This is a genomic window from Arthrobacter sp. UYEF36, assembly GCF_040547025.1.
In the GTDB taxonomy this organism is placed as follows: domain Bacteria; phylum Actinomycetota; class Actinomycetes; order Actinomycetales; family Micrococcaceae; genus Arthrobacter.
Genome location: NZ_JBEPOX010000008.1, coordinates 154,035 through 176,246, shown reverse-complemented (window position 1 = coordinate 176,246; position 22,212 = coordinate 154,035). Strand labels below are relative to the sequence as shown.

Annotated in this window: 21 protein-coding genes; 17 read left to right on the top strand and 4 right to left on the bottom strand. The window is 66.7% G+C overall.

Annotation, left to right across the window (positions count from 1 at the left end):
- Positions 1 to 27: 27 nt before the first annotated feature.
- The 4 genes from ABIB29_RS13450 to sdhC all read right to left on the bottom strand — a co-directional run bounded on the left by ABIB29_RS13450 (position 28) and on the right by sdhC (position 3,612).
- The gene (locus ABIB29_RS13450) at positions 28 to 810 is read right to left on the bottom strand and encodes a succinate dehydrogenase iron-sulfur subunit (protein ID WP_354173299.1); all 783 of its coding nucleotides are present in this window, start codon (positions 808 to 810) and stop codon (positions 28 to 30) included.
- Position 811: 1 nt separating this feature from the next.
- Positions 812 to 2,620 (bottom strand): succinate dehydrogenase flavoprotein subunit, encoded by a 1,809-nt coding sequence (sdhA, locus tag ABIB29_RS13445; protein WP_354173298.1) that lies wholly within the window; start codon positions 2,618 to 2,620, stop codon positions 812 to 814.
- Between the two features lie 126 nt (positions 2,621 to 2,746).
- A complete protein-coding gene (locus tag ABIB29_RS13440) occupies positions 2,747 to 3,229 on the bottom strand; it encodes a succinate dehydrogenase hydrophobic membrane anchor subunit (RefSeq protein ID WP_354173297.1) in 483 nt (160 codons plus the stop codon).
- Positions 3,230 to 3,231: 2 nt separating this feature from the next.
- Positions 3,232 to 3,612 carry a succinate dehydrogenase, cytochrome b556 subunit gene (sdhC, locus tag ABIB29_RS13435; protein WP_354173296.1) on the bottom strand — a complete coding sequence of 127 codons (381 nt, stop codon included), beginning with the start codon at positions 3,610 to 3,612 and terminating at the stop codon, positions 3,232 to 3,234.
- Positions 3,613 to 3,916: 304 nt separating this feature from the next.
- Between sdhC and ABIB29_RS13430 the strand changes: the two genes are divergently transcribed.
- The 17 genes from ABIB29_RS13430 to ABIB29_RS13350 all read left to right on the top strand — a co-directional run bounded on the left by ABIB29_RS13430 (position 3,917) and on the right by ABIB29_RS13350 (position 22,159).
- Positions 3,917 to 5,062: a mannose-1-phosphate guanylyltransferase gene (locus ABIB29_RS13430; protein ID WP_354173295.1), complete on the top strand. Its 1,146-nt coding sequence runs from the start codon at positions 3,917 to 3,919 to the stop codon at positions 5,060 to 5,062.
- Between the two features lie 115 nt (positions 5,063 to 5,177).
- Positions 5,178 to 6,377 carry an amidohydrolase gene (locus ABIB29_RS13425; protein ID WP_354173294.1) on the top strand — a complete coding sequence of 400 codons (1,200 nt, stop codon included), beginning with the start codon at positions 5,178 to 5,180 and terminating at the stop codon, positions 6,375 to 6,377.
- 142 nt (positions 6,378 to 6,519) lie between these two features.
- Positions 6,520 to 6,969 carry a MarR family winged helix-turn-helix transcriptional regulator gene (locus tag ABIB29_RS13420; RefSeq protein ID WP_354173293.1) on the top strand — a complete coding sequence of 150 codons (450 nt, stop codon included), beginning with the start codon at positions 6,520 to 6,522 and terminating at the stop codon, positions 6,967 to 6,969.
- Positions 6,970 to 7,002: 33 nt separating this feature from the next.
- Positions 7,003 to 7,434, top strand: coding sequence for an organic hydroperoxide resistance protein (locus ABIB29_RS13415; RefSeq protein WP_354173292.1), 432 nt, complete (start codon positions 7,003 to 7,005; stop codon positions 7,432 to 7,434).
- Positions 7,431 to 8,462, top strand: a complete 1,032-nt coding sequence (locus ABIB29_RS13410; protein ID WP_354173291.1) for an NADP-dependent oxidoreductase — start codon at positions 7,431 to 7,433, stop codon at positions 8,460 to 8,462. The genes ABIB29_RS13415 and ABIB29_RS13410 overlap by 4 nt, the downstream gene beginning before the upstream one ends.
- A 277-nt stretch (positions 8,463 to 8,739) precedes the next feature.
- Positions 8,740 to 9,849: a BMP family lipoprotein gene (locus ABIB29_RS13405; protein ID WP_502915606.1), complete on the top strand. Its 1,110-nt coding sequence runs from the start codon at positions 8,740 to 8,742 to the stop codon at positions 9,847 to 9,849.
- Between the two features lie 167 nt (positions 9,850 to 10,016).
- Entirely contained in the window at positions 10,017 to 11,660 is a 1,644-nt protein-coding gene (locus tag ABIB29_RS13400) for an ABC transporter ATP-binding protein (RefSeq protein WP_354173290.1), read from the top strand.
- Entirely contained in the window at positions 11,653 to 12,987 is a 1,335-nt protein-coding gene (locus ABIB29_RS13395) for an ABC transporter permease (RefSeq protein WP_354173289.1), read from the top strand. Before ABIB29_RS13400 ends, ABIB29_RS13395 begins: the two co-directional genes overlap by 8 nt.
- Positions 12,984 to 14,321, top strand: coding sequence for an ABC transporter permease (locus tag ABIB29_RS13390; RefSeq protein WP_354173288.1), 1,338 nt, complete (start codon positions 12,984 to 12,986; stop codon positions 14,319 to 14,321). Before ABIB29_RS13395 ends, ABIB29_RS13390 begins: the two co-directional genes overlap by 4 nt.
- 2 nt (positions 14,322 to 14,323) lie before the next feature.
- Entirely contained in the window at positions 14,324 to 14,728 is a 405-nt protein-coding gene (locus tag ABIB29_RS13385; RefSeq protein ID WP_354173287.1) for a cytidine deaminase, read from the top strand.
- Positions 14,725 to 16,047, top strand: coding sequence for a thymidine phosphorylase (locus tag ABIB29_RS13380; protein ID WP_354173286.1), 1,323 nt, complete (start codon positions 14,725 to 14,727; stop codon positions 16,045 to 16,047). The genes ABIB29_RS13385 and ABIB29_RS13380 overlap by 4 nt, the downstream gene beginning before the upstream one ends.
- Before the next feature lie 133 nt (positions 16,048 to 16,180).
- Complete coding sequence (locus tag ABIB29_RS13375) at positions 16,181 to 16,819, top strand: DedA family protein (RefSeq protein WP_354173285.1); 639 nt, start codon at positions 16,181 to 16,183, stop codon at positions 16,817 to 16,819.
- 111 nt (positions 16,820 to 16,930) lie between these two features.
- Positions 16,931 to 17,698, top strand: coding sequence for a DedA family protein (locus ABIB29_RS13370; RefSeq protein WP_354173284.1), 768 nt, complete (start codon positions 16,931 to 16,933; stop codon positions 17,696 to 17,698).
- Positions 17,699 to 17,767: 69 nt separating this feature from the next.
- Positions 17,768 to 18,925: an adenosine deaminase gene (locus ABIB29_RS13365; RefSeq protein ID WP_354173283.1), complete on the top strand. Its 1,158-nt coding sequence runs from the start codon at positions 17,768 to 17,770 to the stop codon at positions 18,923 to 18,925.
- 121 nt (positions 18,926 to 19,046) lie between these two features.
- Positions 19,047 to 19,682, top strand: a complete 636-nt coding sequence (locus ABIB29_RS13360) for a MazG nucleotide pyrophosphohydrolase domain-containing protein (RefSeq protein WP_354173354.1) — start codon at positions 19,047 to 19,049, stop codon at positions 19,680 to 19,682.
- A 158-nt stretch (positions 19,683 to 19,840) separates the two neighbouring features.
- The gene (gene eno, locus ABIB29_RS13355; protein ID WP_160667174.1) at positions 19,841 to 21,121 is read left to right on the top strand and encodes a phosphopyruvate hydratase; all 1,281 of its coding nucleotides are present in this window, start codon (positions 19,841 to 19,843) and stop codon (positions 21,119 to 21,121) included.
- Positions 21,122 to 21,331: 210 nt separating this feature from the next.
- Entirely contained in the window at positions 21,332 to 22,159 is an 828-nt protein-coding gene (locus tag ABIB29_RS13350) for an FtsB family cell division protein (RefSeq protein WP_354173282.1), read from the top strand.
- Positions 22,160 to 22,212 lie beyond the last annotated feature (53 nt).

Here is a 22,212-nt window from a genome sequence, read left to right as displayed (position 1 = left end):
GCGCCGTCGTCGTGTTTCTTTAGGTTCCTAGATCTTGCGGGACAGGATGGCCTGCTTGACCTCGGCGATCGCCTGCGTGACCTGGATGCCGCGGGGGCAAGCCTCGGTGCAGTTGAAGGTGGTGCGGCAGCGCCACACGCCTTCCTTGTCGTTGAGGATCTCCAGGCGCATGTCGCCGGCGTCATCACGGGAATCGAAGATGAAACGGTGTGCGTTGACGATCGCCGCCGGGCCGAAGTACTGGCCGTCGGTCCAGAACACCGGGCAGGACGAGGTGCACGCGGCGCAGAGGATGCACTTGGTGGTGTCGTCGAACCGCTCGCGGTCCTCGGCGGACTGCAGGCGTTCCTTCGTGGGCTCGTGGCCGCGGTTGATCAGGAACGGCATGACCTCGCGGAAGGACTGGAAGAACGGTTCCATATCCACGATCAGGTCCTTCTCCACCGGCAGGCCTTTGATCGGCTCGACCGTGATGGGCTTGGACGTGTCCAGGTCCTTCAGCAGGGTCTTGCAGGCGAGGCGGTTGCGGCCGTTGATGCGCATGGCATCGGAACCGCAGACACCGTGCGCACAGGACCGGCGGAAGGAGACGCTGCCGTCGATTTCCCACTTGATCTTGTGCAGGGCGTCGAGGACCCGGTCGGTGCCGTACATGGTGACGTTGAAGTCATCCCAGGTGGACTCGTCGGAGACCTCCGGGTTGTAGCGGCGCACGCGCAGGTGGACGTCGAAGGACGGGATGTCCCCGCCGCCACCGACGTGGGCGGGCAGTTCGATCTTGGAAGCTGGCTCAGCGAGTTCAGCGGTCATCTTAGTACTTCCTCACCATCGGCTCGTAGCGCGTAAAGACCACCGGTTTGGTGGCAAGCCGGATGCCCGCTGTTGTTTCTGCGGTACCCGCACCCCCATCCGCAGGGGTGTGGTCATCCTTGTACGCCATGGAGTGCTTCATGAACTTGTCGTCGTCGCGCTCGGGGAAGTCCTCGCGGAAGTGGCCGCCGCGGGATTCCTCGCGGTGCAGGGCCGCCACGGTCATGACCTTGGCGAGCTCCAGCAGGAAGCCCAGCTCCACGGCCTCGAGGAGGTCCAGGTTGAAGCGCTTGCCCTTGTCCTGGACGCTGATGCGCTGGTACCGCTCCTCGAAGGACGCGATGTCCGTCAGGACCTGGTTCAGCGTCTCGGCGGTGCGGAACACCTGCATGTTGGCGTCCATGGTGTCCTGCAGTTCCTTGCGGATCGCAGCGACCTTCTCGGTGCCGTCTGAGGTGCGGACGTGGTCCAGCAGGTCCAGCGTGTAGGCCTCCGGGTCAACCGGGAGCTCCACGAAGTCTGCGGTCTTGGCGTACTCCGCGGCGGCGATGCCGGCCCGCTTGCCGAAGACGTTGATGTCCAGCAGCGAGTTGGTGCCCAGTCGGTTGGAGCCGTGCACGGAGACGCAGGCAACCTCACCGGCGGCGTAGAGGCCCGGGACGACGGTGTCGTTGTCCTGGAGCACCTCGGCGGTGATGTTGGTGGGGATGCCGCCCATGGCGTAGTGCGCCGTCGGGAAGACCGGTACCGGCTCCGTGTACGGCTCGACCCCGAGGTAGGTGCGGGCGAACTCGGTGATGTCCGGCAGTTTGGCGTCGATGTGCGCCGGCTCCAGGTGCGTCAGGTCCAGCAGGACGTAGTCCTTGTTCGGGCCGCAGCCGCGTCCCTCACGGACTTCGTTGGCCATGGAGCGGGCCACGATGTCGCGGGGGGCGAGGTCCTTGATGGTCGGGGCGTAGCGCTCCATAAAGCGCTCACCCTCGGAGTTACGCAGGATCGCTCCTTCGCCGCGGGCGGCCTCGGAGAGGAGGATGCCCAGGCCGGCGAGTCCTGTCGGGTGGAACTGGTAGAACTCCATGTCCTCCAGGGGGATGCCGCGGCGGAACGCGATGCCCATGCCGTCGCCGGTGAGGGTGTGGGCGTTGGACGTGGTCTTGAAGACCTTGCCGGCGCCGCCGGTGGCGAACACCACGGACTTGGCCTGGAAGACGTGCAGCTCGCCGGAGGCAAGGTCGTAGGACACGACGCCGGCCACGCGCTTCTGCTTGTAGGGCGTACCGTCCTCGCGGACAGCGTCTTCCTCAACGGTCAGCAGGTCAAGGACGTAGTACTCGTTGTAGAACTCGACGTTGTGCTTGACGCAGTTTTGGTACAGGGTCTGCAGGATCATGTGGCCGGTGCGGTCGGCGGCGTAGCAGGCACGGCGGACCGGAGCCTTGCCGTGATCGCGGGTGTGGCCGCCGAAACGGCGCTGGTCAATCCGGCCCTCGGGCGTCCGGTTGAACGGCAGGCCCATCTTTTCCAGGTCCAGGACGGCGTCGATCGCTTCCTTCGCCATGACCTCGGCGGCGTCCTGGTCAACCAGGTAGTCGCCTCCCTTGATGGTGTCGAAGGTGTGCCACTCCCAGTTGTCTTCCTCGACGTTGGCCAGGGCTGCGCACATGCCGCCCTGCGCCGCGCCGGTGTGGGAGCGGGTGGGGTACAGCTTGGTCAGTACTGCTGTTCGGGCGCGCTGACCTGATTCGATCGCCGCGCGCATCCCGGCGCCACCGGCACCGACGATAACGACGTCGTACTTATGGACCTGCATACCAGACGCTCTTTCTCTCAAAATTCGCTAACAACACCGGCCGGCGGAGCCGGAACGGTGCAATCTCGTGGAAATCCCTTGCCCGCACCGGGCAGGCAAGGGATCGGTTACCGCTGGGCTGCGCTGCTACGGCGCGGGGCAGAACCCACCGGGCAGCTGGACGCCGTTCACCACGGGGCACGGGTCAAAGGTGAAGATGACCAGGGTGCCCAGGATGATGATGGCGGCGGTAGCCGCGTACAGGACGATCTTCAGCCACAGACGCGTGGCGTCCTTTTCGGCGTAGTCGTTGATGATGGTCCGCACACCGTTGGTGCCGTGCAGCATGGCGAGCCACAGCATGGCCAGGTCCCAGATCTGCCAGAACGGATCCGCCCACTTGCCGGCCACAAAACCGAAGTCGATCGCCTTGATGCCTTCGCCCACCAGCAGGTTGACGGTCAGGTGCCCGAAGATCAGGACAACCAGGACGACGCCCGAGAGCCGCATGAAGAGCCATGCGAGCATTTCGAAGTTCCCCTTGGAACTGCCGTTGCGGCGGTACTGCGGCGCAATCCGGTTGCTGCCCACCTTGGGGCTGCGGGGGCTTTCAATCTGAGCTGCACTCATGGCTAGTGACCTCCAAGGGCGAGGGAAAGGTGGCGGATGGAGAAGCCCACCATGACGACTGCCCAGAGAATGAGCGCCGCCCACAGCATCTGGCGCTGGTACTTCGCGCCCTTCTTCCAGAAGTCGACGGCGATGATCCGCAGGCCGTTGAAGGCGTGGAACACGATCGCTGCGACAAGGCCCGTTTCACCCAGGGCCATCAGGGGGTTCTTGTAGGCACCGATCACGGCGGTGTAGGCCTCCGGGGACACACGCACCAATGAGGTGTCCAGGACGTGGACCAACAAGAAGAAAAAGATCACTACACCGGTAATGCGATGTCCAACCCAGGACCACATGCCTTCACGGCCGCGGTACAAGGTGCCAGCTGGTTTTGTCGGCACTGAATAAACCTCCCTGCAACACAGCGGCGCTGGCATGGGATCCACGCGGGGGGAACGCCTGCTGCGAGAGCACTCGTAAGCTCAAGCCTAAATCTAGGCTTCGCTAACAGCTTATTCAATTCAACCACCCGTTGGTGACGGCTCCCAGCGGGGAATTGGTCCACTTTTGAGACGAACGCCACATTTCCTGCCCTGCCGGAGCGTGCCGGCGCTGCATCGGAAGTGCTCCCCGGGAGGGCGCTTCCGCGCCGTGTCAGCGCCAGCGTCGGGGACTCGCGCACGACGTTCGGCTAAAGTAGCCGTGATGACTACAGACAAAGCGACAAGCCAGGACTCACACAACGACTCGGCCCTGAGCCGGTTTATTGCGGTGATTCCGGCAGGCGGTGTGGGGACCCGCCTCTGGCCCCTGTCGCGGGCAGCAGCCCCCAAGTTCCTTCACGACCTCACGGGATCGGGCAGTACCCTGCTGAGATCCACGTACGACCGGCTCGAGCCGCTGGCCGGCAAGCACATGCTGGTGGTGACCGGCATGGCGCACCGTGACGCGGTCTGCCGCCAGCTGCCGGAGATTGATGACGCGGACCTGGTGCTGGAGAGCGAGCCCAAGGATTCCGGCGCCGCCATCGGTCTGGCCGCGGCCATCCTGCACGAGCGCGATCCGGACACCATCATGGGCTCCTTCGCCGCAGACCAGGTGATCAGCCCGGACGAGCTGTTCCATGACGCCGTCAGGGAAGCCATCCACGCCGCCGCGGCCGGAAAAATCGTCACGATAGGCATCAAGCCCACCCACCCTTCCACCGGCTTCGGGTACATCCGGGCCGGGAAGAACCTTGGCGTGGCCGGGGCCGACAGCGCCCAGGCCGTCGTCGAATTTGTGGAGAAGCCCAGCGAAGAGGTCGCCCAGGAGTACCTCGACAGTGGCGAATATGTCTGGAACGCCGGGATGTTCGTGGCTCCGGTCTCGCTGATGCTCAAGCACCTCGAAGCCAACCAGCCCGAGCTCTTCGCCGGGGTGCAGGAAATCGCCAAGGCCTGGGACACCCCGCAGCGCGACGAGGTCCAGGCCCGCGTCTGGCCCACCCTGCCCAAGATCGCCATTGACTATGCCGTGGCCGAACCGGCCGCCGCCGCCGGCGACGTCGCCGTCGTTCCCGGTACCTTCCGGTGGGACGACGTCGGGGACTTCGCTTCGGTGGGCCGGCTGAACAGTGCCAAGGAAGTCAAGGACGTCACCGTGATCGGTGAGGGCGCCCGCGTCTTCACCGAGGACGCGAGCGGTGTGGTGGTCTCCGACACCAAGCGCGTGATCGCGCTGATCGGGATCAAGGACGTTGTGGTGGTGGACACCCCTGACGCGTTGCTCGTGATGCACAAGGAGCACTCGCAGCGCGTGAAGCAGGCTGTTGACGCCCTCAAAGCCAGCGGCGACACCGACGTTCTCTAGCTCGCGGCGGTTTTCAGGGTCCTTCGCCCCTTGCCGGGCGGCCGGAAAAGTTTGCCGATCCGTAACGCGCCGTACGCGATGCCGCTATTTTTTGTGCGCTCGCTAGAGTTATTGCGTGCGTAACTACTCTACTGAAGCTGAGCCCACCACATTGGTGGGGCCGTGGCTCGAGCCCCTGCTGCCGGAGCTGATTGCGTTCCGCCGGGACTTGCATGCGCACCCGGAACTTTCCTTCAAGGAGTTCCGCACCACGGACAAGCTCGCAAAGCGCCTCGAGGATGCAGGTCTGAAACCCCGCCGCCTGGAGGGGACCGGCCTGACGGTGGACATCGGCGACGGTCCGATCGCCACCGCCCTGCGCGGCGACATCGATGCCCTTCCGATCATCGAGGAGACGGGCCTGCCCTTCGCCTCGAAGAACCACGGCGTCACGCACGCCTGCGGCCACGACGTCCACACCGCCACCATGCTCGGCGCGGCGCTGGTCCTGCAGCGGATGCACGAGGAGTCGCCGCTGCGCGGTTCCGTCCGGATCATCTTCCAGCCTGCCGAGGAGACGATGCCCGGCGGCGCCCAGAGCTGCATCGAGCAGGGCGTCCTCGACGGCGTTCCGCGGATCTTCGCCCTGCACTGTGATCCCCGGATCGAGGTGGGCAAGATCGGCACCCGGATCGGCGCCATCACCTCCGCCTCGGACACGATCAAAATCGAACTGACCGGCCGCGGCGGCCACACCTCACGCCCGCACCTGACCGAAGAACTCGTCTTCGCCCTGGCGCAGATCGCGGTCAACGTTCCGGCCGTGCTGTCCCGGCGGGTTGATGTCCGCAGCGGCGTGTCCGTCGTCTGGGGCCACATCTCCGCAGGATCCGCCCCCAACGCGATCCCCGCCAGCGGCTACATGGCGGGCACCATGCGCTGCCTGGACCGCGACGCCTGGCACAGCGCCGGTGAGATCCTCGATGAGGTCATCCAGCAGATCGCCGCACCGTACGGCGTCGACGTTCACCTGGAGCACACCCGCGGTGTGCCTCCCGTGGTGAACTCCGAACACGAGACCGCGCTGATCGAAGCCGCGGCCCGCGCCGAGATCGGCGAGGGCGCCGTCGTCCTGACCCCGCAGTCCATGGGCGGCGAGGACTTCGCCTGGTTCCTCGCGGACCTCCCCGGCGCCATGATGCGCCTGGGCACCAAGACCCCCGGCGGCGAGGAGTATGACCTGCACCGCGGCGACTACATCCTGGACGAGCGCGCCCTGGGCCTGGGCATCCAGGTCCTCACCGCCGCCGCACTGCGCACCCTCCGCGACCTCTAGCCGGGCACCGCGCACCACCACCGCGCCGAGGTGAGAGTTCGCGCCCGTCGTCGGACGCAACATGGGCGCGAACTATGACCTCGGCGGGATCGGTGCATCCATATAAGTTGTGCACAATCTAATTGTGTACTATCGTATTGTTATGACCGATACGCCGCGCGACAACGCCCCCCGCCTGAACCGGCAGCTGTGCTTCGCCATGTACTCGGCTTCGCGGGCAGCCACGGCGGCGTACCGGCCGATGCTCGACGAGCTCGGCCTGACCTACCCGCAGTACCTTGTGATGCTAGTGCTCTGGGAAGACGAGCCGCGCAGCGTCCGCGAACTGGGGGAGGAGCTGGGGCTCGACTCCGGCACACTCTCCCCGCTGCTCAAGCGGCTCGAGTCCCTGGGCCTCGTGGAACGCCGCCGGTCCGCCGAGGACGAGCGCCGGGTTGAGGTCTTCCTGACCGGCGCCGGCGCCGCGCTCAGTGCCCGGGCCACCGGCATCCCGCAGCGTCTCGCCGACGCCGCCGGGCTCTCGCCCGCTGAACTCGACCAGCTCCGCGAGACCCTGACCCGGCTCGCCGCCGCACTGCACGGCTCCCACTGACTTCCACTGAAACGCAAACAGATCGGACCTCCCATGAAGACTCTCTACACAGCCGAGGCCTTGGCTTCGGGCGAAGGCCGCGACGGCACCGCCGTCACCAGGGACGGCAAACTCAACGTGGCCCTGGCCAGCCCCGTGGAACTCGGCGGCAACGGTGAAGGCACCAATCCGGAACAGCTCTTCGCCGCCGGCTATGCGGCCTGCTTCCATTCCGCCCTGCGCCTCGTCGGTCGCCAGCAGAAAGCCGACCTGACGGATTCCGCCGTCGCGGCCCGGATCCACCTTGGCGCCCTCGGCGACGGATCCGGCTACGGCATCGCCGCGGAACTCGAGATCGCCCTGCCCGCCGTGGACCGGGAAACGGCCGAGGCCCTCGTGGCCAGAGCCCATGAAGTCTGCCCCTATTCCAACGCCACCCGTGGCAACATCACTGTCGACATCACCATCCTGGAGGTCGCCGCATGAGCACCCAGACCGAAACCACCACCCTGCCCGCCGCCACCCGGGAGATCCAGCTCGCGTCCCGGCCGCACGGCCGGCCCGTACCGGAGAACTTCCGCCTGGCCGAGACCGCACTGCCGGAACTCCAGGACGGCCAGGTCCTGGTCCGCAACCTCTTTATGTCCGTGGACCCCTACATGCGCGGCCGGATGAATGACGTTAAGTCCTACTCGGCGCCGTTTGCCCTGGATGCCGCGCTCGACGGCGGCGCCGTCGGCGAGGTCATCGCGTCCCGCGCCGCTGACCGCCAGGTGGGCGACGCCGTCGTCCATTCACTGGGCTGGCGTGAGTATGCCGTGCTCGACGCCGGTGCCACCACCCCTGCCCGCACCGATCTGGCGCCCGCCCCGGCCTTCCTGGGTGCGCTGGGCATGACGGGCCTGACGGCTTACGCCGGTCTGCTCAAGGTGGCCGGCTTCAAGGCCGGAGAAGTCGTCTTCGTGTCAGGCGCCGCAGGTGCCGTCGGCTCCCTGGTGGGGCAGATCGCAAAGGCGCTCGGCGCATCCCGGGTCATCGGCAGCGCGGGCTCCCCGGACAAGGTGGCACGGCTGCTGGAGCTCGGCTTCGACGCGGCGTTCAACTACCACGACGGCCCGGTGGCCGAGCAGCTCGCCGCTGCCGCCGGCGACCGCGGGATCGACGTGTACTTCGACAACGTCGGCGGGGAGCACCTGGAAGCGGCGCTGTCGGCGCTCACCGTCGGTGGCCGGGTGGCCATGTGCGGGGCGATCTCGCAGTACAACTCCACCGAGCCGACGCCGGCCCCGCGGAACCTCATGCAGGCCATCGGCAAGCAGCTGACCCTCAAGGGCTTCCTGGTCAGCGGCTACTGGCAGTACATGGCCGAGTTTGTCGAGACCATGTCCGGCTGGCTCGCGGACGGCACCGTGCGCTACGACGAGACCATCGTGGACGGGCTGGACAACGCACCGCAGGCCTTCATGGACCTGCTGGACGGCGCCAATACCGGCAAGATGCTGGTCCGGCTTTAGTCCGGCCTGCGCCCGCACGCGCAAAGCCCCGCACCGGAGATGCCCGGTGCGGGGCTTTCTGTCTCTACTGCTTGGTAACAAGTTCTCAACAATCTGTGGAATCGCTGTGAACTGTGCTACTTGGACGTGTCACAGGACACTAAAGTGGCTTCCATCAGTGCGCCTCGGCGCAGTGCTGCGAAGTCCATCAGTGAAAACAGCGTTTCAGCGGCAACCCCGCCAACAGACACTCATTGAGCTCCCGTCGTAGCGCCTACTCTTTCTTCCTGGAGGAAAATTGAAGAACTCTCTGCGTGCACCCTTCAAACGCGGTTCAATGGCCGGAGTCGCCACCGCCGGTGCGGCCGCACTCCTGCTCACCGGTTGCGGGGCCGCCCCGACGGCCAGCAGCACCGCCAGCGCGACGGCCAGCGACTACACAGGCTGCATCGTGTCCGACTCGGGTGGATTCGACGACCAGTCATTCAACCAGTCCTCCTACGAGGGGCTGAAGAAGGCTGAGCAGGATCTGGGCATCAAGGTCAACCAGGCCGAGTCCAAGACCAACAACGACTTCGAGCCCAACCTGCGCGCCATGGTCACGGCCGGCTGCGACCTGACCGTCACGGTCGGCTTCCTCCTCGGCGACGCCACCAAGGCCCAGGCCACGGCCAACCCGGAGAGCCACTTCGCCATCATCGACTTCGGCTACGAGACCCCGATCAGCAACGTCAAGCCGATCATCTACGACACGGCCCAGGCTGCCTTCCTGGCGGGCTACCTCGCAGCCGGCACCACCCAGACCGGAACGGTCGCCACCTTCGGCGGCATCAAGATCCCCACGGTCACCATCTTCATGGACGGCTACGCCGACGGCGTCAAGTACTACAACGAGAAGAAGGGCACGGACGTCAAGGTCCTTGGCTGGGACAAGGCCAAGCAGGACGGTTCCTTCACCGGTGACTTCGAAAAGCAGGACAAGGGCAAGCAGTTCACCCAGAACTTCCTGGACCAGGGCGCGGACATCGTGATGCCCGTCGCCGGACCGGTCGGCAAGGGTGCGGGCGCGGCCCTGAAGGAAGCCAAGGCAGCAGGCAAGGACGTCAAGCTCATCTGGGTTGACTCCGACGGCTTCCTCACGGCACCGGATTACAAGGACATCATGCTCTCCTCCGTCATGAAGCAGATGGGCGAGGCCGTTGAAACCGTTGTGAAGGAAGACAAGGAAGGCAAGTTCAACAACACCCCTTACGTTGGCACCCTAGCGAACGACGGCGTGCAGCTGGCCCCCTTCCACGACCTGGACTCGGCGGTTCCGGCCGAGCTGAAGTCCGAGCTGGACCAGATCAAGAAGGATATCGCCGACGGCACGCTGAAGGTTGAATCCGCAGCCAGCCCGAAGGTCTAACACCCTCCGCTAAGCGCCACGGCCCGTCCGGTCATCCACCGCACGGGCTGTGGCGCTTTTCGTTGAGCGGACCGGCTCCGCCTCCGGCTGCAGGCACTAGGCTGATGCTGCAGCCCCATCATCCGTCCGGGCCACGGCTACCGGATACTTCGAGATTGGTCAGAGTTTTGAAACTTGAACTCAAGGGGATCACCAAACGCTTCGGCTCCCTGGTAGCCAACGATCACATCGATGTGGTTGTTGAACCCGGGCAGATTCACTGTCTGCTCGGCGAGAACGGCGCGGGCAAGTCCACGCTGATGAACGTCCTCTACGGACTGTACGAGCCCACCGAGGGCCAGATCCTCATCGACGACAAACCCGTCACCTTCCGCGGCCCCGGCGACGCCATGGCCGCGGGCATCGGCATGGTGCACCAGCACTTCATGCTGGTCCCGGTCTTTACGGTTGCCGAAAACGTCGCCCTCGGCGCGGAAGCCACCAAGGCCGGAGGATTCCTGAACCTGGACGACACCCGGCAGAAGATCCAGGAGATCTCGGACCGGTACGGCTTCGACGTTGATCCCGACGCGATGGTCGAGGACCTCCCGGTGGGTGTGCAGCAGCGCGTGGAAATCATCAAGGCGCTCGTCCGCGACGCCAAAGTGCTCATCCTCGACGAGCCCACGGCCGTGCTGACCCCGCAGGACACCGACGAGCTGCTGGACATCATGCGCCAGCTCAAGAGCCACGGCACCTCGATCGTCTTCATTTCGCACAAGCTCCGCGAGGTCAAGGCCGTCTCGGACACCATCACGGTCATCCGGCGCGGCAAGGTGGTCGGCACCGCCGATCCCGGCGCCTCAACGACGGAACTGGCGTCCATGATGGTGGGCCGCGCCGTGAACCTGACCCTGGACAAGGCCCCGGCCAAGCCCCAGGAGAGAACCTTCCAGGTCAAGGACCTCACCGTGATCGCGCCCAGCGGCCAGCACGTGGTGGACGGCATCAGCTTCGACATCGCGCGCGGCGAGATCCTCGCCATCGCCGGCGTCCAGGGCAACGGCCAGACGGAACTGACCGAGGCCATCCTGGGGCTCCAGGACCGCGTCCACGGCTCGATCCTGCTCGACGGCGAAGAACTCGTTGGCCGCAGCGTCAAGGACGTCCTGAACTCAGGCGTCGGCTTCGTGCCGGAAGACCGCTCGGTCGACGGCCTGATCGGTACGTTCTCGATCGCCGAAAACCTCATTCTGGACCGCTACGACCAGGCGCCGTTCGCCAAGGGCATCAGCATGAGCCCGGCCAAGGTCCTGGAGAACGCCCAGACCCGGATCGATGAGTTCGACGTGCGCACCCCGTCCGGCTCGCTCGCGGCCGGCACCCTGTCCGGCGGCAACCAGCAGAAGGTCGTGATGGCCCGGGAGCTCTCCCGTCCGCTGCGGCTCTTCATCGCCTCCCAGCCCACCCGCGGCGTGGACGTCGGATCCATCGAATTCCTGCACAAGCGCATCGTGGCCGAGCGCGACCACGGCACCCCCGTGATGATCGTCTCCACCGAACTGGACGAGGTGATCGAGCTCGCCGACCGGATCGCGGTCCTCTACAAGGGCAAGCTGGTCGGGATTGTCCCCGCCGGCACCGGACGCGACGTCCTTGGCCTGATGATGGCAGGGCTGTCCCCGCAGGACGCCCACGCCGATACCGCGGGCAAGCAGCAGGCACAGCGCCCCGCGGGTGCCCCCGCCGAACCCCACGCAACGAACCCGGCGCCCGCCGCCCACCCCGTGCAGGAGCCGAACTCCGGCGCCGTAGGAGACGACCATGAGTGAAAATAAGCCTGAGGCTCCCGTCGAGGACGCCGACCTTGCCACGTCGCTGGACACCGCGGGCGGGGCGATGCGCCCGTCGGCGGTTCCCGTCTCGGCCCAAAGCGGATCCCTCCCCGGTGACGAGGACCAGGACTCGGTGCTCCGGAAGATCTTCACCGGCAACGGTATTGTGACCATCCTGGCCGTCCTCCTCGCCCTGATCCTGGGCGGACTGCTCATTGCCAGCACGGACAAGGTGGTCGCCGCGACGTCGAGTTACTTCTTCGCCCGGCCGACCGACTTCCTCGCAGCTGTCTGGTCAGCCGCCACGAGCTCCTACGTCGCGCTCTTCCAGGGCTCGGTCTACAACCCGAGGGGGAGCGGAGTGGGCGGCCAGTTCGCCCCGCTGATGGAGACCCTCACCATCGCCACCCCGCTGATTACCGCCGGCCTGGGCGTCGCCCTGGCCTTCCGTGCGGGCCTGTTCAACATCGGTGCCCAGGGCCAGATCATCATGGCGGGCATCCTGGCCGCGTGGGTGGGCTTCGCGCTGGACCTGCCGGTTGGGCTCCACCTGCTGCTGGTCCTGCTCGCCGGCGTCATCGGCGGCGCCGTCTGGGGCGGCCTGGTGGGCGTGCTCAAGGCGAAAACCGGGGCCCATGAGGTCATTGTGACCATCATGTTCAACTACATCGCCCTCTACCTGGTGCGCTACCTCCTCGACACGCCGGCGTTCCAGCGGCCGGGGGAAACCACCCCGATTTCCCCGATCCTGGACGCGTCCGCCGTGTACCCGCAGATCTTCGGCAGCCAGTACCGGCTGCACATCGGGTTCCTGCTGGCCATCGCCGCGACGGTCTTTGTCTCGTGGCTGCTGAACCGCTCCACCATCGGCTTCGAGTTCCGCGCGGTGGGCGCCAACCCCAAGGCGGCCCTCACCGCCGGGATCAACGTTCCCCGCGCCACCATCCTGGTGATGACCATCGCCGGTGGCCTGGCCGGCCTGGCCGGCGTCGCGCAGGTGGCGGGCACCGAGAAGGTCCTGACCGACGGCGTCGCGGCAACCTACGGCTTTGACGCCATCACCGTCGCGCTGCTGGGACGTTCGACGCCGTGGGGCACCTTCGCCGCCGGCGTGCTGTTCGGCGCCTTCCGCGCCGGTGCGGTCCAGATGCAGATCCAGACCGGAACCCCGATCGACATCGTGCTGGTGGTCCAGTCGCTCATCGTGCTGTTCATCGCGGCGCCGCCGCTGGTCCGGGCGATCTTCGGACTGAACCCGCGCAAGAAGAAAGCCGCAACCGCCGGCAAGTCCCAGAAGGCAGCAGCCACCGGAGGTGCAGCATGAGCACAACAGCAACTTCACCCGTCCCGGGGAAACCTTTCAAGCCGCAGCCGGGCACCCCGCAGGCGGAGAAGAACCGCAAGCACACGGTGTCCGCGAAGCCCGTGACCTGGAAGTTGCCGGTTACGCTGCTGGCGCTGGCCGTCGTCGCGTTCATCTTCTTTGGCCTGATGGGCCCGCAGGCTACCGCCAAGTTCGGCATTTCCTCCGGCGGTGACTTCTTCCAGCTCCCCGCGATCGAGGTACCCGCCTTCCTGGCCGGGATTGTGCTCTCGGTGATCCTGCTGGGCCTTGCCGGTTACGCGATGTTCCTGAAGACAAAGAACGTCCGGCCCCCGCGCTGGCTGCCGGCCGTATTCACGGTCCTCTTCGTGGTGGCCTTCCTGATCTGGGTGGTCGGCGGCGCTCGGACCCCCAGCATCTCGCTGGCCGGACTCATCGCCGGGTCCGTGACCCTCGCCGTGCCGATCGTCTTCGGCTCGTTGTCCGGTGTCCTGTGCGAACGCGCCGGCGTCGTGAACATCGCCATCGAAGGCCAGCTCCTGGGCGGGGCCTTCACGGCCGCGATCGTCGCCAGCCTGACCGACAACCCCTACCTGGGGCTGCTCGCGGCGGCCGTCGCCGGCGCCCTGGTCTCGATGGTGCTGGCGGTATTCAGCATCAAGTACGTGGTGAACCAGATCATTGTCGGTGTGGTGCTCAACGTCCTGATCTCCGGCCTCACCGGTTTCCTCTTCAGCACCGTGATGCAGGCGAACAAGGAGATGTTCAACTCCCCGGGCCGGCTTCCCATCATCGACATCCCGGTCCTGTCCAGCATCCCGGTCCTCGGCCCCATCCTGTTCAAGCAGTCCGTGGTGGGCTACCTGATGTACGTGGCCGTGATTGTGGTGTGGATCGGGCTGTTCAAGACCAAGTGGGGCCTCCGGGTCCGGTCCGTGGGCGAACACCCGCAGGCCGCCGACACCCTCGGCATCAAGGTCAACGCGACCCGGTTCTGGAACGTCACCCTCGGCGGCGCCGTCGCCGGGATCGGCGGATCGTTCTTCACCCTCGTGGCGATCGACAGCTTCACGAAGGAGATCTCGGGTGGACGCGGCTTTATTGCCCTCGCCGCCATGATCCTGGGCCGCTGGAACCCGATCGGGGCGTTCTTCGCCGCGCTGCTGTTCGGTTTCGCCGACAACCTGCAGAGCATCGTGACCATCATCGGCACCCCGGTGCCGAGCCAGTTCATGGCCATGCTGCCGTACCTCGTGACCGTGTTCGCCGTCGCCGGACTGGTCGGACGCTCCCGGCCGCCGGCCGCCAGCGGCATACCGTACGTCAAGGGTTGACCATGGACAGCACCAAGGTTGACTGGGCCGCCCTCGAGGCCGCCGCGGTCGCCGCCATGGAAAACGCCTACGCGCCGTATTCGAAGTTCGCGGTGGGGGCAGCAGCGCTCACCGCGGACGGCCGGATCGTGAGCGGCTGCAACGTCGAAAACGCCAGCTACGGGCTGACCCTGTGCGCCGAGTGCGCGCTGGTGGGCAACCTGCACATGACCGGAGGCGGCCTGCTCCGCGCCTTCTACTGCGTCGATGCCGGCGGCAACGTCCTGATGCCCTGCGGACGCTGCCGGCAGCTGCTCTACGAATTCCGGGCTCCCGACATGGAGCTCATGACCACGCAGGGAATCAAGACCATGGACCAGGTCCTTCCCGATGCCTTTGGCCCCCAACACCTGGAGGAACCCCGGTGACACAAACCCCCAAGCTGACCGAATCGTTCGACGCCGTCGACATCATCCGCATCAAGCGGGACAAGGGCGTGCTCAGCCCCGCCCAGATTGACTGGACCATCGACGCGTACACCCGCGGCGCGATCGCTGACGAGCAGATGGCCGCCCTGAACATGGCGATCCTGCTCAACGGCATGGACCGGGCGGAAATCTCGCGCTGGACGGCGGCCATGATCGCCTCCGGTGAACGGATGGACTTCTCCAGCCTGCGCCGCCCCGACGGCAGCGTGAAGCCCACGTCCGACAAGCACTCCACCGGCGGTGTGGGGGACAAGATCACCCTGCCGCTGGCGCCGCTGGTGGCGGTCTTCGGCGTCGCCGTGCCGCAGCTCTCCGGCCGCGGCCTCGGCCACACCGGCGGCACCCTGGACAAGCTCGAAGCGATCCCGGGCTGGCGCGCCGCGCTGAGCAACGAGGAAATGCTGGCCCAGCTGCAGGACGTCGGCGCGGTCATCTGCGCCGCCGGTGCCGGGCTGGCCCCGGCCGACAAGAAGCTCTACGCCCTGCGGGACGTCACCGGCACGGTCGAGGCCATCCCGCTGATCGCGTCCTCGATCATGAGCAAGAAGATCGCCGAAGGCACCGGTTCGCTGGTGCTGGACGTCAAGGTCGGCTCCGGCGCCTTTATGAAGGACGAGGCCCGCGCCCGCGAACTCGCCGAGACCATGGTGGCCCTGGGCAAGGACGCCGGCGTCAACACGGTGGCCCTGCTGACCAACATGAACACCCCGCTGGGCCTCACCGCGGGCAACGCGATCGAGGTCGAGGAATCGGTGGAGGTGCTGGCCGGGGGAGGCCCGGAAGACGTCGTCGAACTCACCGTCCGGCTCGCGGAGGAAATGCTCGCCTGCGCGGGCGTCCACGACGCCGACCCGAGGGCCGCGCTCCGGGACGGCCGGGCCATGGACGTCTGGAACCGCATGATCGAGGCGCAGGGCGGGGACCCGCGCGCCAAGCTCCCCGTCGCCCGGGAATCCGACGTCCTTTACGCGCCGGCCGACGGCGTGCTGGTGGAGCTCGACGCGATGGCCGTCGGCGTCGCCGCCTGGCGCCTCGGCGCCGGCCGTGCCCGCAAGGAGGACCAGGTCCAGGCCGGAGCCGGGGTGCGGATGCACGCCAAGCCCGGCGCCCTGGTCAAGGCAGGCGAGCCGCTGATGACACTGCTGACGGACACCCCGGAGAAGTTCGAACGGGCCAGGGAGGCGCTGGAGCACGCCGTGCTGATTGCCCCGGAAGGCTCCCGCCCGCCGCAGCAGCTCATCATCGACCGCATCGCCTAGCCCACCCCGTTGCCCTATCACTTGTGGTCCCTCAACTGCAGGGTTGGCCGCCACAAGTGGTAGGGCAAACGGCGGGGCGCGGCCCGCAGTAGACTGGCTCGACAGCCGTCCTCCCGTTGTTTGTTAGGAAACCGTGCAGGCAATCAACGACTTCATCCTGGCCGCAGCGGGGCAACCCTGGGTCCTCATCCTGGTGTTCGCGTGCTGCGTGATTGACGGCTTCTTCCCGCCCATTCCAAGCGAATCGGTGGTCGTCGGACTCGCCGCGGTGGCCGCCACCGCCGACGTCCCCAACCCGGTGCTCCTGGCCGCGACCGCCGCCGCAGGGGCCTTCCTGGGCGACAACATCGCCTACCTGATCGGCCGCGGCGCCGGAACACAGCGCTGGGCCTGGATGCGCGGCCACCGCATGCAGCGGGCCTTCCGCTGGGCCGGCACCGAGCTGCGGAAACGGCCGGCGTCGCTGATCCTCGTGGCGCGCTTCGTGCCGATCGGCCGGGTGGCGGTCAACCTGACCGCGGGTGCCACGAACTTCCCGCAGTCGCGCTTCGTCGGGATGACGGTGCTCTCGGCGCTGCTGTGGGCGGCGTATTCCGTGGCCATTGGCCTCTTCTTTGGCCAATGGTTTGAAGAGAACCACCTGCTGGGCGTCATGGTCGCCGTGATCTGCGCGATCGGCCTGGGCATCCTGGTTGACCTCGCCATCAGCAGGCTGCGCGGCAGGCTTCCCGAGGACGCCGAACGCCCTGTCCCTCCCTCGGAGGCTTCCTGAAACCGGAGCCTTTGGCTGCGGCAGATTCATCGGAGGGGAACGTAGCGCATCCTTGCCGGTCATGGGACACTGAAGAGCGCTTTTCGTCACTTTCCTAGGAGCCCAGCCCGCGTGGAATTTATCAATGAGGCTATCCTCCATGCCGCGGGACAATGGTGGATTTACCCGATCCTCACGATCTTCTGTTTCATCGACGGTTTCGTTCCGATTCTGCCCAGTGAAACCCTGATCGTCGCTTTGGGTGCACTGTCTGTCACGTCCGGCCAGCCGAACATGTGGTTCGTGATGGCCGCCGCCGCCATCGGGGCGATTGCCGGTGACAACATGGCCTACCTGCTGGGCCGCCGCGTCGGCGTCGAGCGCTTCCGCTGGATGCGCAAACCCAAGGTCCGCCGCGCCCTGGACTGGGCGCGCTATGAACTCGACAAACGCGGCGCCATGCTGATCTTCACGGCCCGGTACATCCCGGTCGGACGCGTGGCCGTGAACTGGATCGCCGGCACCACCGCGTACCCGCGGCGCCGCTTCGTCATCCTCGACGTTTTTGCCTCCATCACCTGGGTCGCGTACTCGGCCGGAGTCGGCATCATCGCCGGCAACTGGGTCCACGAACACCCGCTGCTCGGGGTGGGCATCGCCATCGCGTTCGCCATCGTGCTCGGCATCGTGATCGATCACCTGCTGACCTGGCTGCACCGCTGGCGCGACACCCGCGGCGCCGCCGCGGCGGCCGCCCGGGCCGCCACCCTGGCTGCCGAAGCGAAGGCAGCGCACGCCAGGAACGCGCACGCCACCCCCGCCGCGTCCGCGCCCCGGCAGGCTTCCGGCCCCGCAGCGGTGCCCGCACAGTTGACAGCACCGGCCGACGTCGAGGCCTGATTCCGCCGACCGGCGCGTCCGCCGGCGGACCGGCTGGTGTTGCCGGGCCTCCAACCCTAAGGTTGGAAGGTGACTGAGATAATTCTTGACGCTGCCCCTGACCTCGACTTCGACCTGAAGGGCCTCCCCAAGGTTTCCCTTCACGACCACCTGGACGGCGGACTCCGTCCGGCCACCATCATTGAACTTGCCGAGGCCGCGGGACACACCCTGCCCTCCACCGACCCCGTCGCCCTGGGGGAGTGGTTCCGCGAATCCGCCGACTCCGGCTCGCTGGTCCGCTACCTCGAGACGTTCGACCACACCATTGCCGTGATGCAGACCAAAGAGGGCCTCTTCCGCGTCGCCCGGGAATTCGTCGAAGACCTTGCCGACGACGGCGTGGTCTACGGTGAAGTGCGCTGGGCCCCCGAGCAGCACCTCCAGCAGGGCCTGAGCCTGGATGAGGCCGTCGAGGCCGTGCAGGCGGGCCTTGAGGCCGGCGTCGACGCCGTCGCCGAGACCGGCCGCGATATCCAGGTCGGCCAGCTGATCACCGCCATGCGGCACGCCGACCGCGGCCAGGAAATCGCGGAACTGGCCGTCCGCCACCGGAACAACGGTGCCGTCGGCTTCGACATTGCCGGTGCCGAGGACGGCTTCCTGCCGTCCCGTTTCAAGGACGCCTTCACCTACCTGGCCCAGCACAACTTCCCGGCCACGGTCCACGCCGGGGAAGCTGCCGGACTCGAAAGCATCCAGTCCGCTCTGGTCGACGGGCGCGCACTGCGCCTGGGCCACGGTGTCCGGATCGCCGAGGACGTCACCGTCGAATTCGACGGGGACGAAGACGCCGACGCCGAAAGCGATGAGATCAACGACAACATCGGCATGGTGACCCTCGGCGAGCTTGCCAGCTGGGTCCGGGACCGCGGCATCGCCCTGGAGATCTGCCCCTCCTCCAACCTGCAGACCGGCGCCGTCTCCGGCTTCGGCGAGGGCATCGAAAGCCACCCGCTGGACATGCTCTACCAGCTGGGCTTCAACGTCACCATCAACACCGACAACCGGCTCATGAGCGGCGTGACCCTCACGGATGAGTTCGAACTGCTGGTCGAGACGTTCGACTATGACCTCGACGACCTGCTGGAGCTGACGCTGAACGCCGCCGAGGCCGCTTTCCTGCCGCTCGAGGAGAAGGAAGCCCTCGTCGAATACATCAACGAGGCCTACGCCGACCTTGGCTAACGAGGACAACGCCGTGGGCGCGCCGGCCGGTGGGCCCACGGCAGCCGGGGTCCCCGGCCGGGCCGGCGGGGTCGGGGAGCTGACCGGGATTATCGCCGGGCTGCGCGCCCACTGCCCCTGGATGGGTGCCCTCACCCATGAGTCCCTCGTGGAGTACCTCCTCGAGGAGGCCTATGAGGTGGCGGAAACCATCGAAACGGACGGCGGCGACGCCGAGCTGAAGGCCGAACTCGGCGACGTCCTGCTCCAGGTGGTCCTCCATGCCCGGCTCGCCCAGGAGCGCAGCGCCTTCGACCTCGACGACGTCGCCCGCGGCCTGACCGCCAAAATGATCCGGCGCAACCCGCATGTGTTCCGTCCCGACGGCTCACTGCAGGACTCCTTCCCGGCGACGGTGGAGGAAATCGTCCAGACCTGGGACGCCGTCAAGCGCTCGGAGCAGGTCCTGCATTCCGGGCCCGCGGACTCCGGCCCGGAGCCCTCCCGCGCTGTTCCTTCCCGGCCGGGATCACTCGGGGGCGTCCCGGCCGCCCTGCCGGCGCTGGCCCGGGCACAAAAGCTTCTCGACCGCGCCGAACGGGCCGGCCTTCCGGCCTTCACGGAGCCGGTCGACGTCCCCTCCACGGAAGAGGGCCTCGGGGAGCTGCTCTTCGCCATCGCCGCCGCCGCACGGGACGCAGGGCTCGACGCCGAACGCGCACTCCGCGGTGCGAACCGCCGCTTCCAGGAGGGCCCGCACACACCGCCGTCGCCGTGATCCGCCAAAATGACGTCCGGGGACTGGATAGGTTTCTGTAACTTATCCCACTCTCGACTAGGCTGGGTAGCGACGAGGACGTCGGTTTTTCAGCTTGATTCCCAGCTTGATTTCCCATCAGATTCCCAGCAGATCGCTTCACCCAAAGGAGCCTATCCATGGCGCTTATCGATGCCATCCACGCCCGCGAGATCCTCGATTCCCGTGGCAACCCGACCGTAGAAGTTGAAGTGCTGCTCTCGGACGGCCAGATCGGCCGCGCGGCAGTTCCCTCCGGAGCCTCCACCGGCGAACACGAAGCCGTTGAACTCCGCGACGGCGACAAGGGCCGTTACCTCGGCAAGGGCGTCCAGAAGGCCGTCGACGCGGTCATCGACCAGATCGCCCCGGCCCTGATTGGTTTCGACGCCACAGACCAGCGCAGCATCGACCAGTCGATGATCGACCTGGATGGCACCGCCAACAAGAGCAAGCTCGGCGCCAACGCCATCCTGGGCGTGTCCCTGGCCGTCGCCAACGCAGCCGCGGCCTCCGCCGACCTGCCGCTCTACAAGTACCTCGGCGGACCGAACGCCCACGTGCTGCCCGTGCCGCTGATGAACATCCTCAACGGCGGCTCGCACGCCGACTCCGACGTCGACATCCAGGAATTCATGGTTGTTCCGCTGGGTGCCGAGACCTTCTCCGAAGGCCTGCGCTGGGGCGTTGAGGTCTACCACGCGCTCAAGGCGGTCCTGCAGGCCAAGGGCCTGTCCACCGGCCTGGGCGACGAAGGCGGCTTCGCGCCGAACCTGCCGTCCAACCGCGCGGCCCTGGACCTCATCCAGGAAGCCATCCGGAACGCCGGCTACACCCCGGGCCAGGACATCGCCCTCGCCCTGGACGTCGCCTCCTCCGAGTTCTTCAAGGACGGCGCCTACCAGTTCGAAGGCAAGTCCCTCAGCTCGACCGAGATGAGCGCCTACTACGCCGAGCTCGTTGCCGACTACCCGCTGGTGTCCATCGAGGACCCGCTGGACGAAAACGACTGGGAAGGCTGGAAGACCCTCACCGACGCCATCGGCGACAAGGTCCAGATCGTGGGCGACGATCTCTTCGTCACGAACCCGGAGCGCCTGCAGACCGGCATCGATTCGAAGACTGCCAACTCGCTGCTGGTGAAGGTCAACCAGATCGGTTCCCTGACCGAAACCCTGGATGCTGTCTCCCTTGCCCAGCGCGCGGGTTACACCACCATCACCTCGCACCGCTCCGGCGAAACTGAGGACACCACGATCGCTGACATCGCCGTTGCCACCAACGCGGGCCAGATCAAGACCGGTGCCCCGGCCCGTTCCGAGCGCGTTGCCAAGTACAACCAGCTGCTGCGCATCGAAGAGGAACTCGACGACGCCGCACGCTACGCCGGCCGGAGCGCCTTCCCGCGTTTCAAGGGCTAGTAGCCGCAGTAACAGCGGACCGGTGGCTATGGTTGAAAGACCATGGCCACCGGTTCCTTTTTGGGTACGTCTTTTTTGGCACCGTTTTAGTGGCGCCGCTCAGCCGGCTCCATGTCGGTCTTCGGTCCAGGCCACGGGATCAGCACTGATCAGCACTGAACCAGCAAGCCGCAAGCCAGCCGGGGGAGAACCTGGCATTACAGGAGTGACATGGCTACCCGCCGACCCAAGGTTCCCCGGGCCACGCCTGCGGCCCCAAAGTCTCCGGACACCGGCGACGGCGGCGACGTCATCCAGGCAGATTTCGGCGGTTCCCGCGGCGCCCAGGCCCACCCGCCCGGCAACGCCGCCCCCGGCCCGCGCACTCCCGGCAGGGCAGCCGGCCAGCACACCGGCAACGCCGCCCCCGCCCGGACGGGCGGAGCTGCGTCCGCCGCATCCCCGTCGGCCGCCGCTCCCCAGAACGCCGCCCCGACGAACGCCGCAAAGTCAGGCACCGCAAAGTCAGGCACCGCCACACCGGGCAAGCAGGGCACGGACAGGCAGGGCACGCCCAAGCAGGGCACGGACAGGCAGGGCACGCCCAAGCAGGGCTCGGCGAAGCAGTCCAACGGCGGCAACGAGCCCGCAGCAGAGAACCTCGACCCGGTTCCCGCCAAGGCCTTCTCCGGCCGGATGCTGGCGCTGTTCGTCGTCATGATTGCCATCACCATCATGCTGGCGCCCACGGTCAAAATTTTCTTCGACAAGCGCGCCGAAATCGCCGCGCTCCAGGCGGACATTTCCGATAAGCAGGCCCAGCAAAACGAGCTCAGGCGCCAGGTCTCCCGGTGGCAGGATCCGAACTATGTGAAACAACAGGCCCGGGACCGCATTAACATGGTTATGCCCGGCGAGACGGGCTACTGGGTCTTCGGCAGCGATCTTCCTGCCGGTTCCTCCAGTGGCGCGGCCGGTGCAGGATCAGCACAAGACCCGGCCGAGCTGCCCTGGGTTGACTCCCTCTGGGACTCCATCCGGCGCTCGGCAACAGACTAGAAGCGGCGCCCGCCGCAGGATTGTCCGCCGGACAAACCAAACAGGGCAGGAAG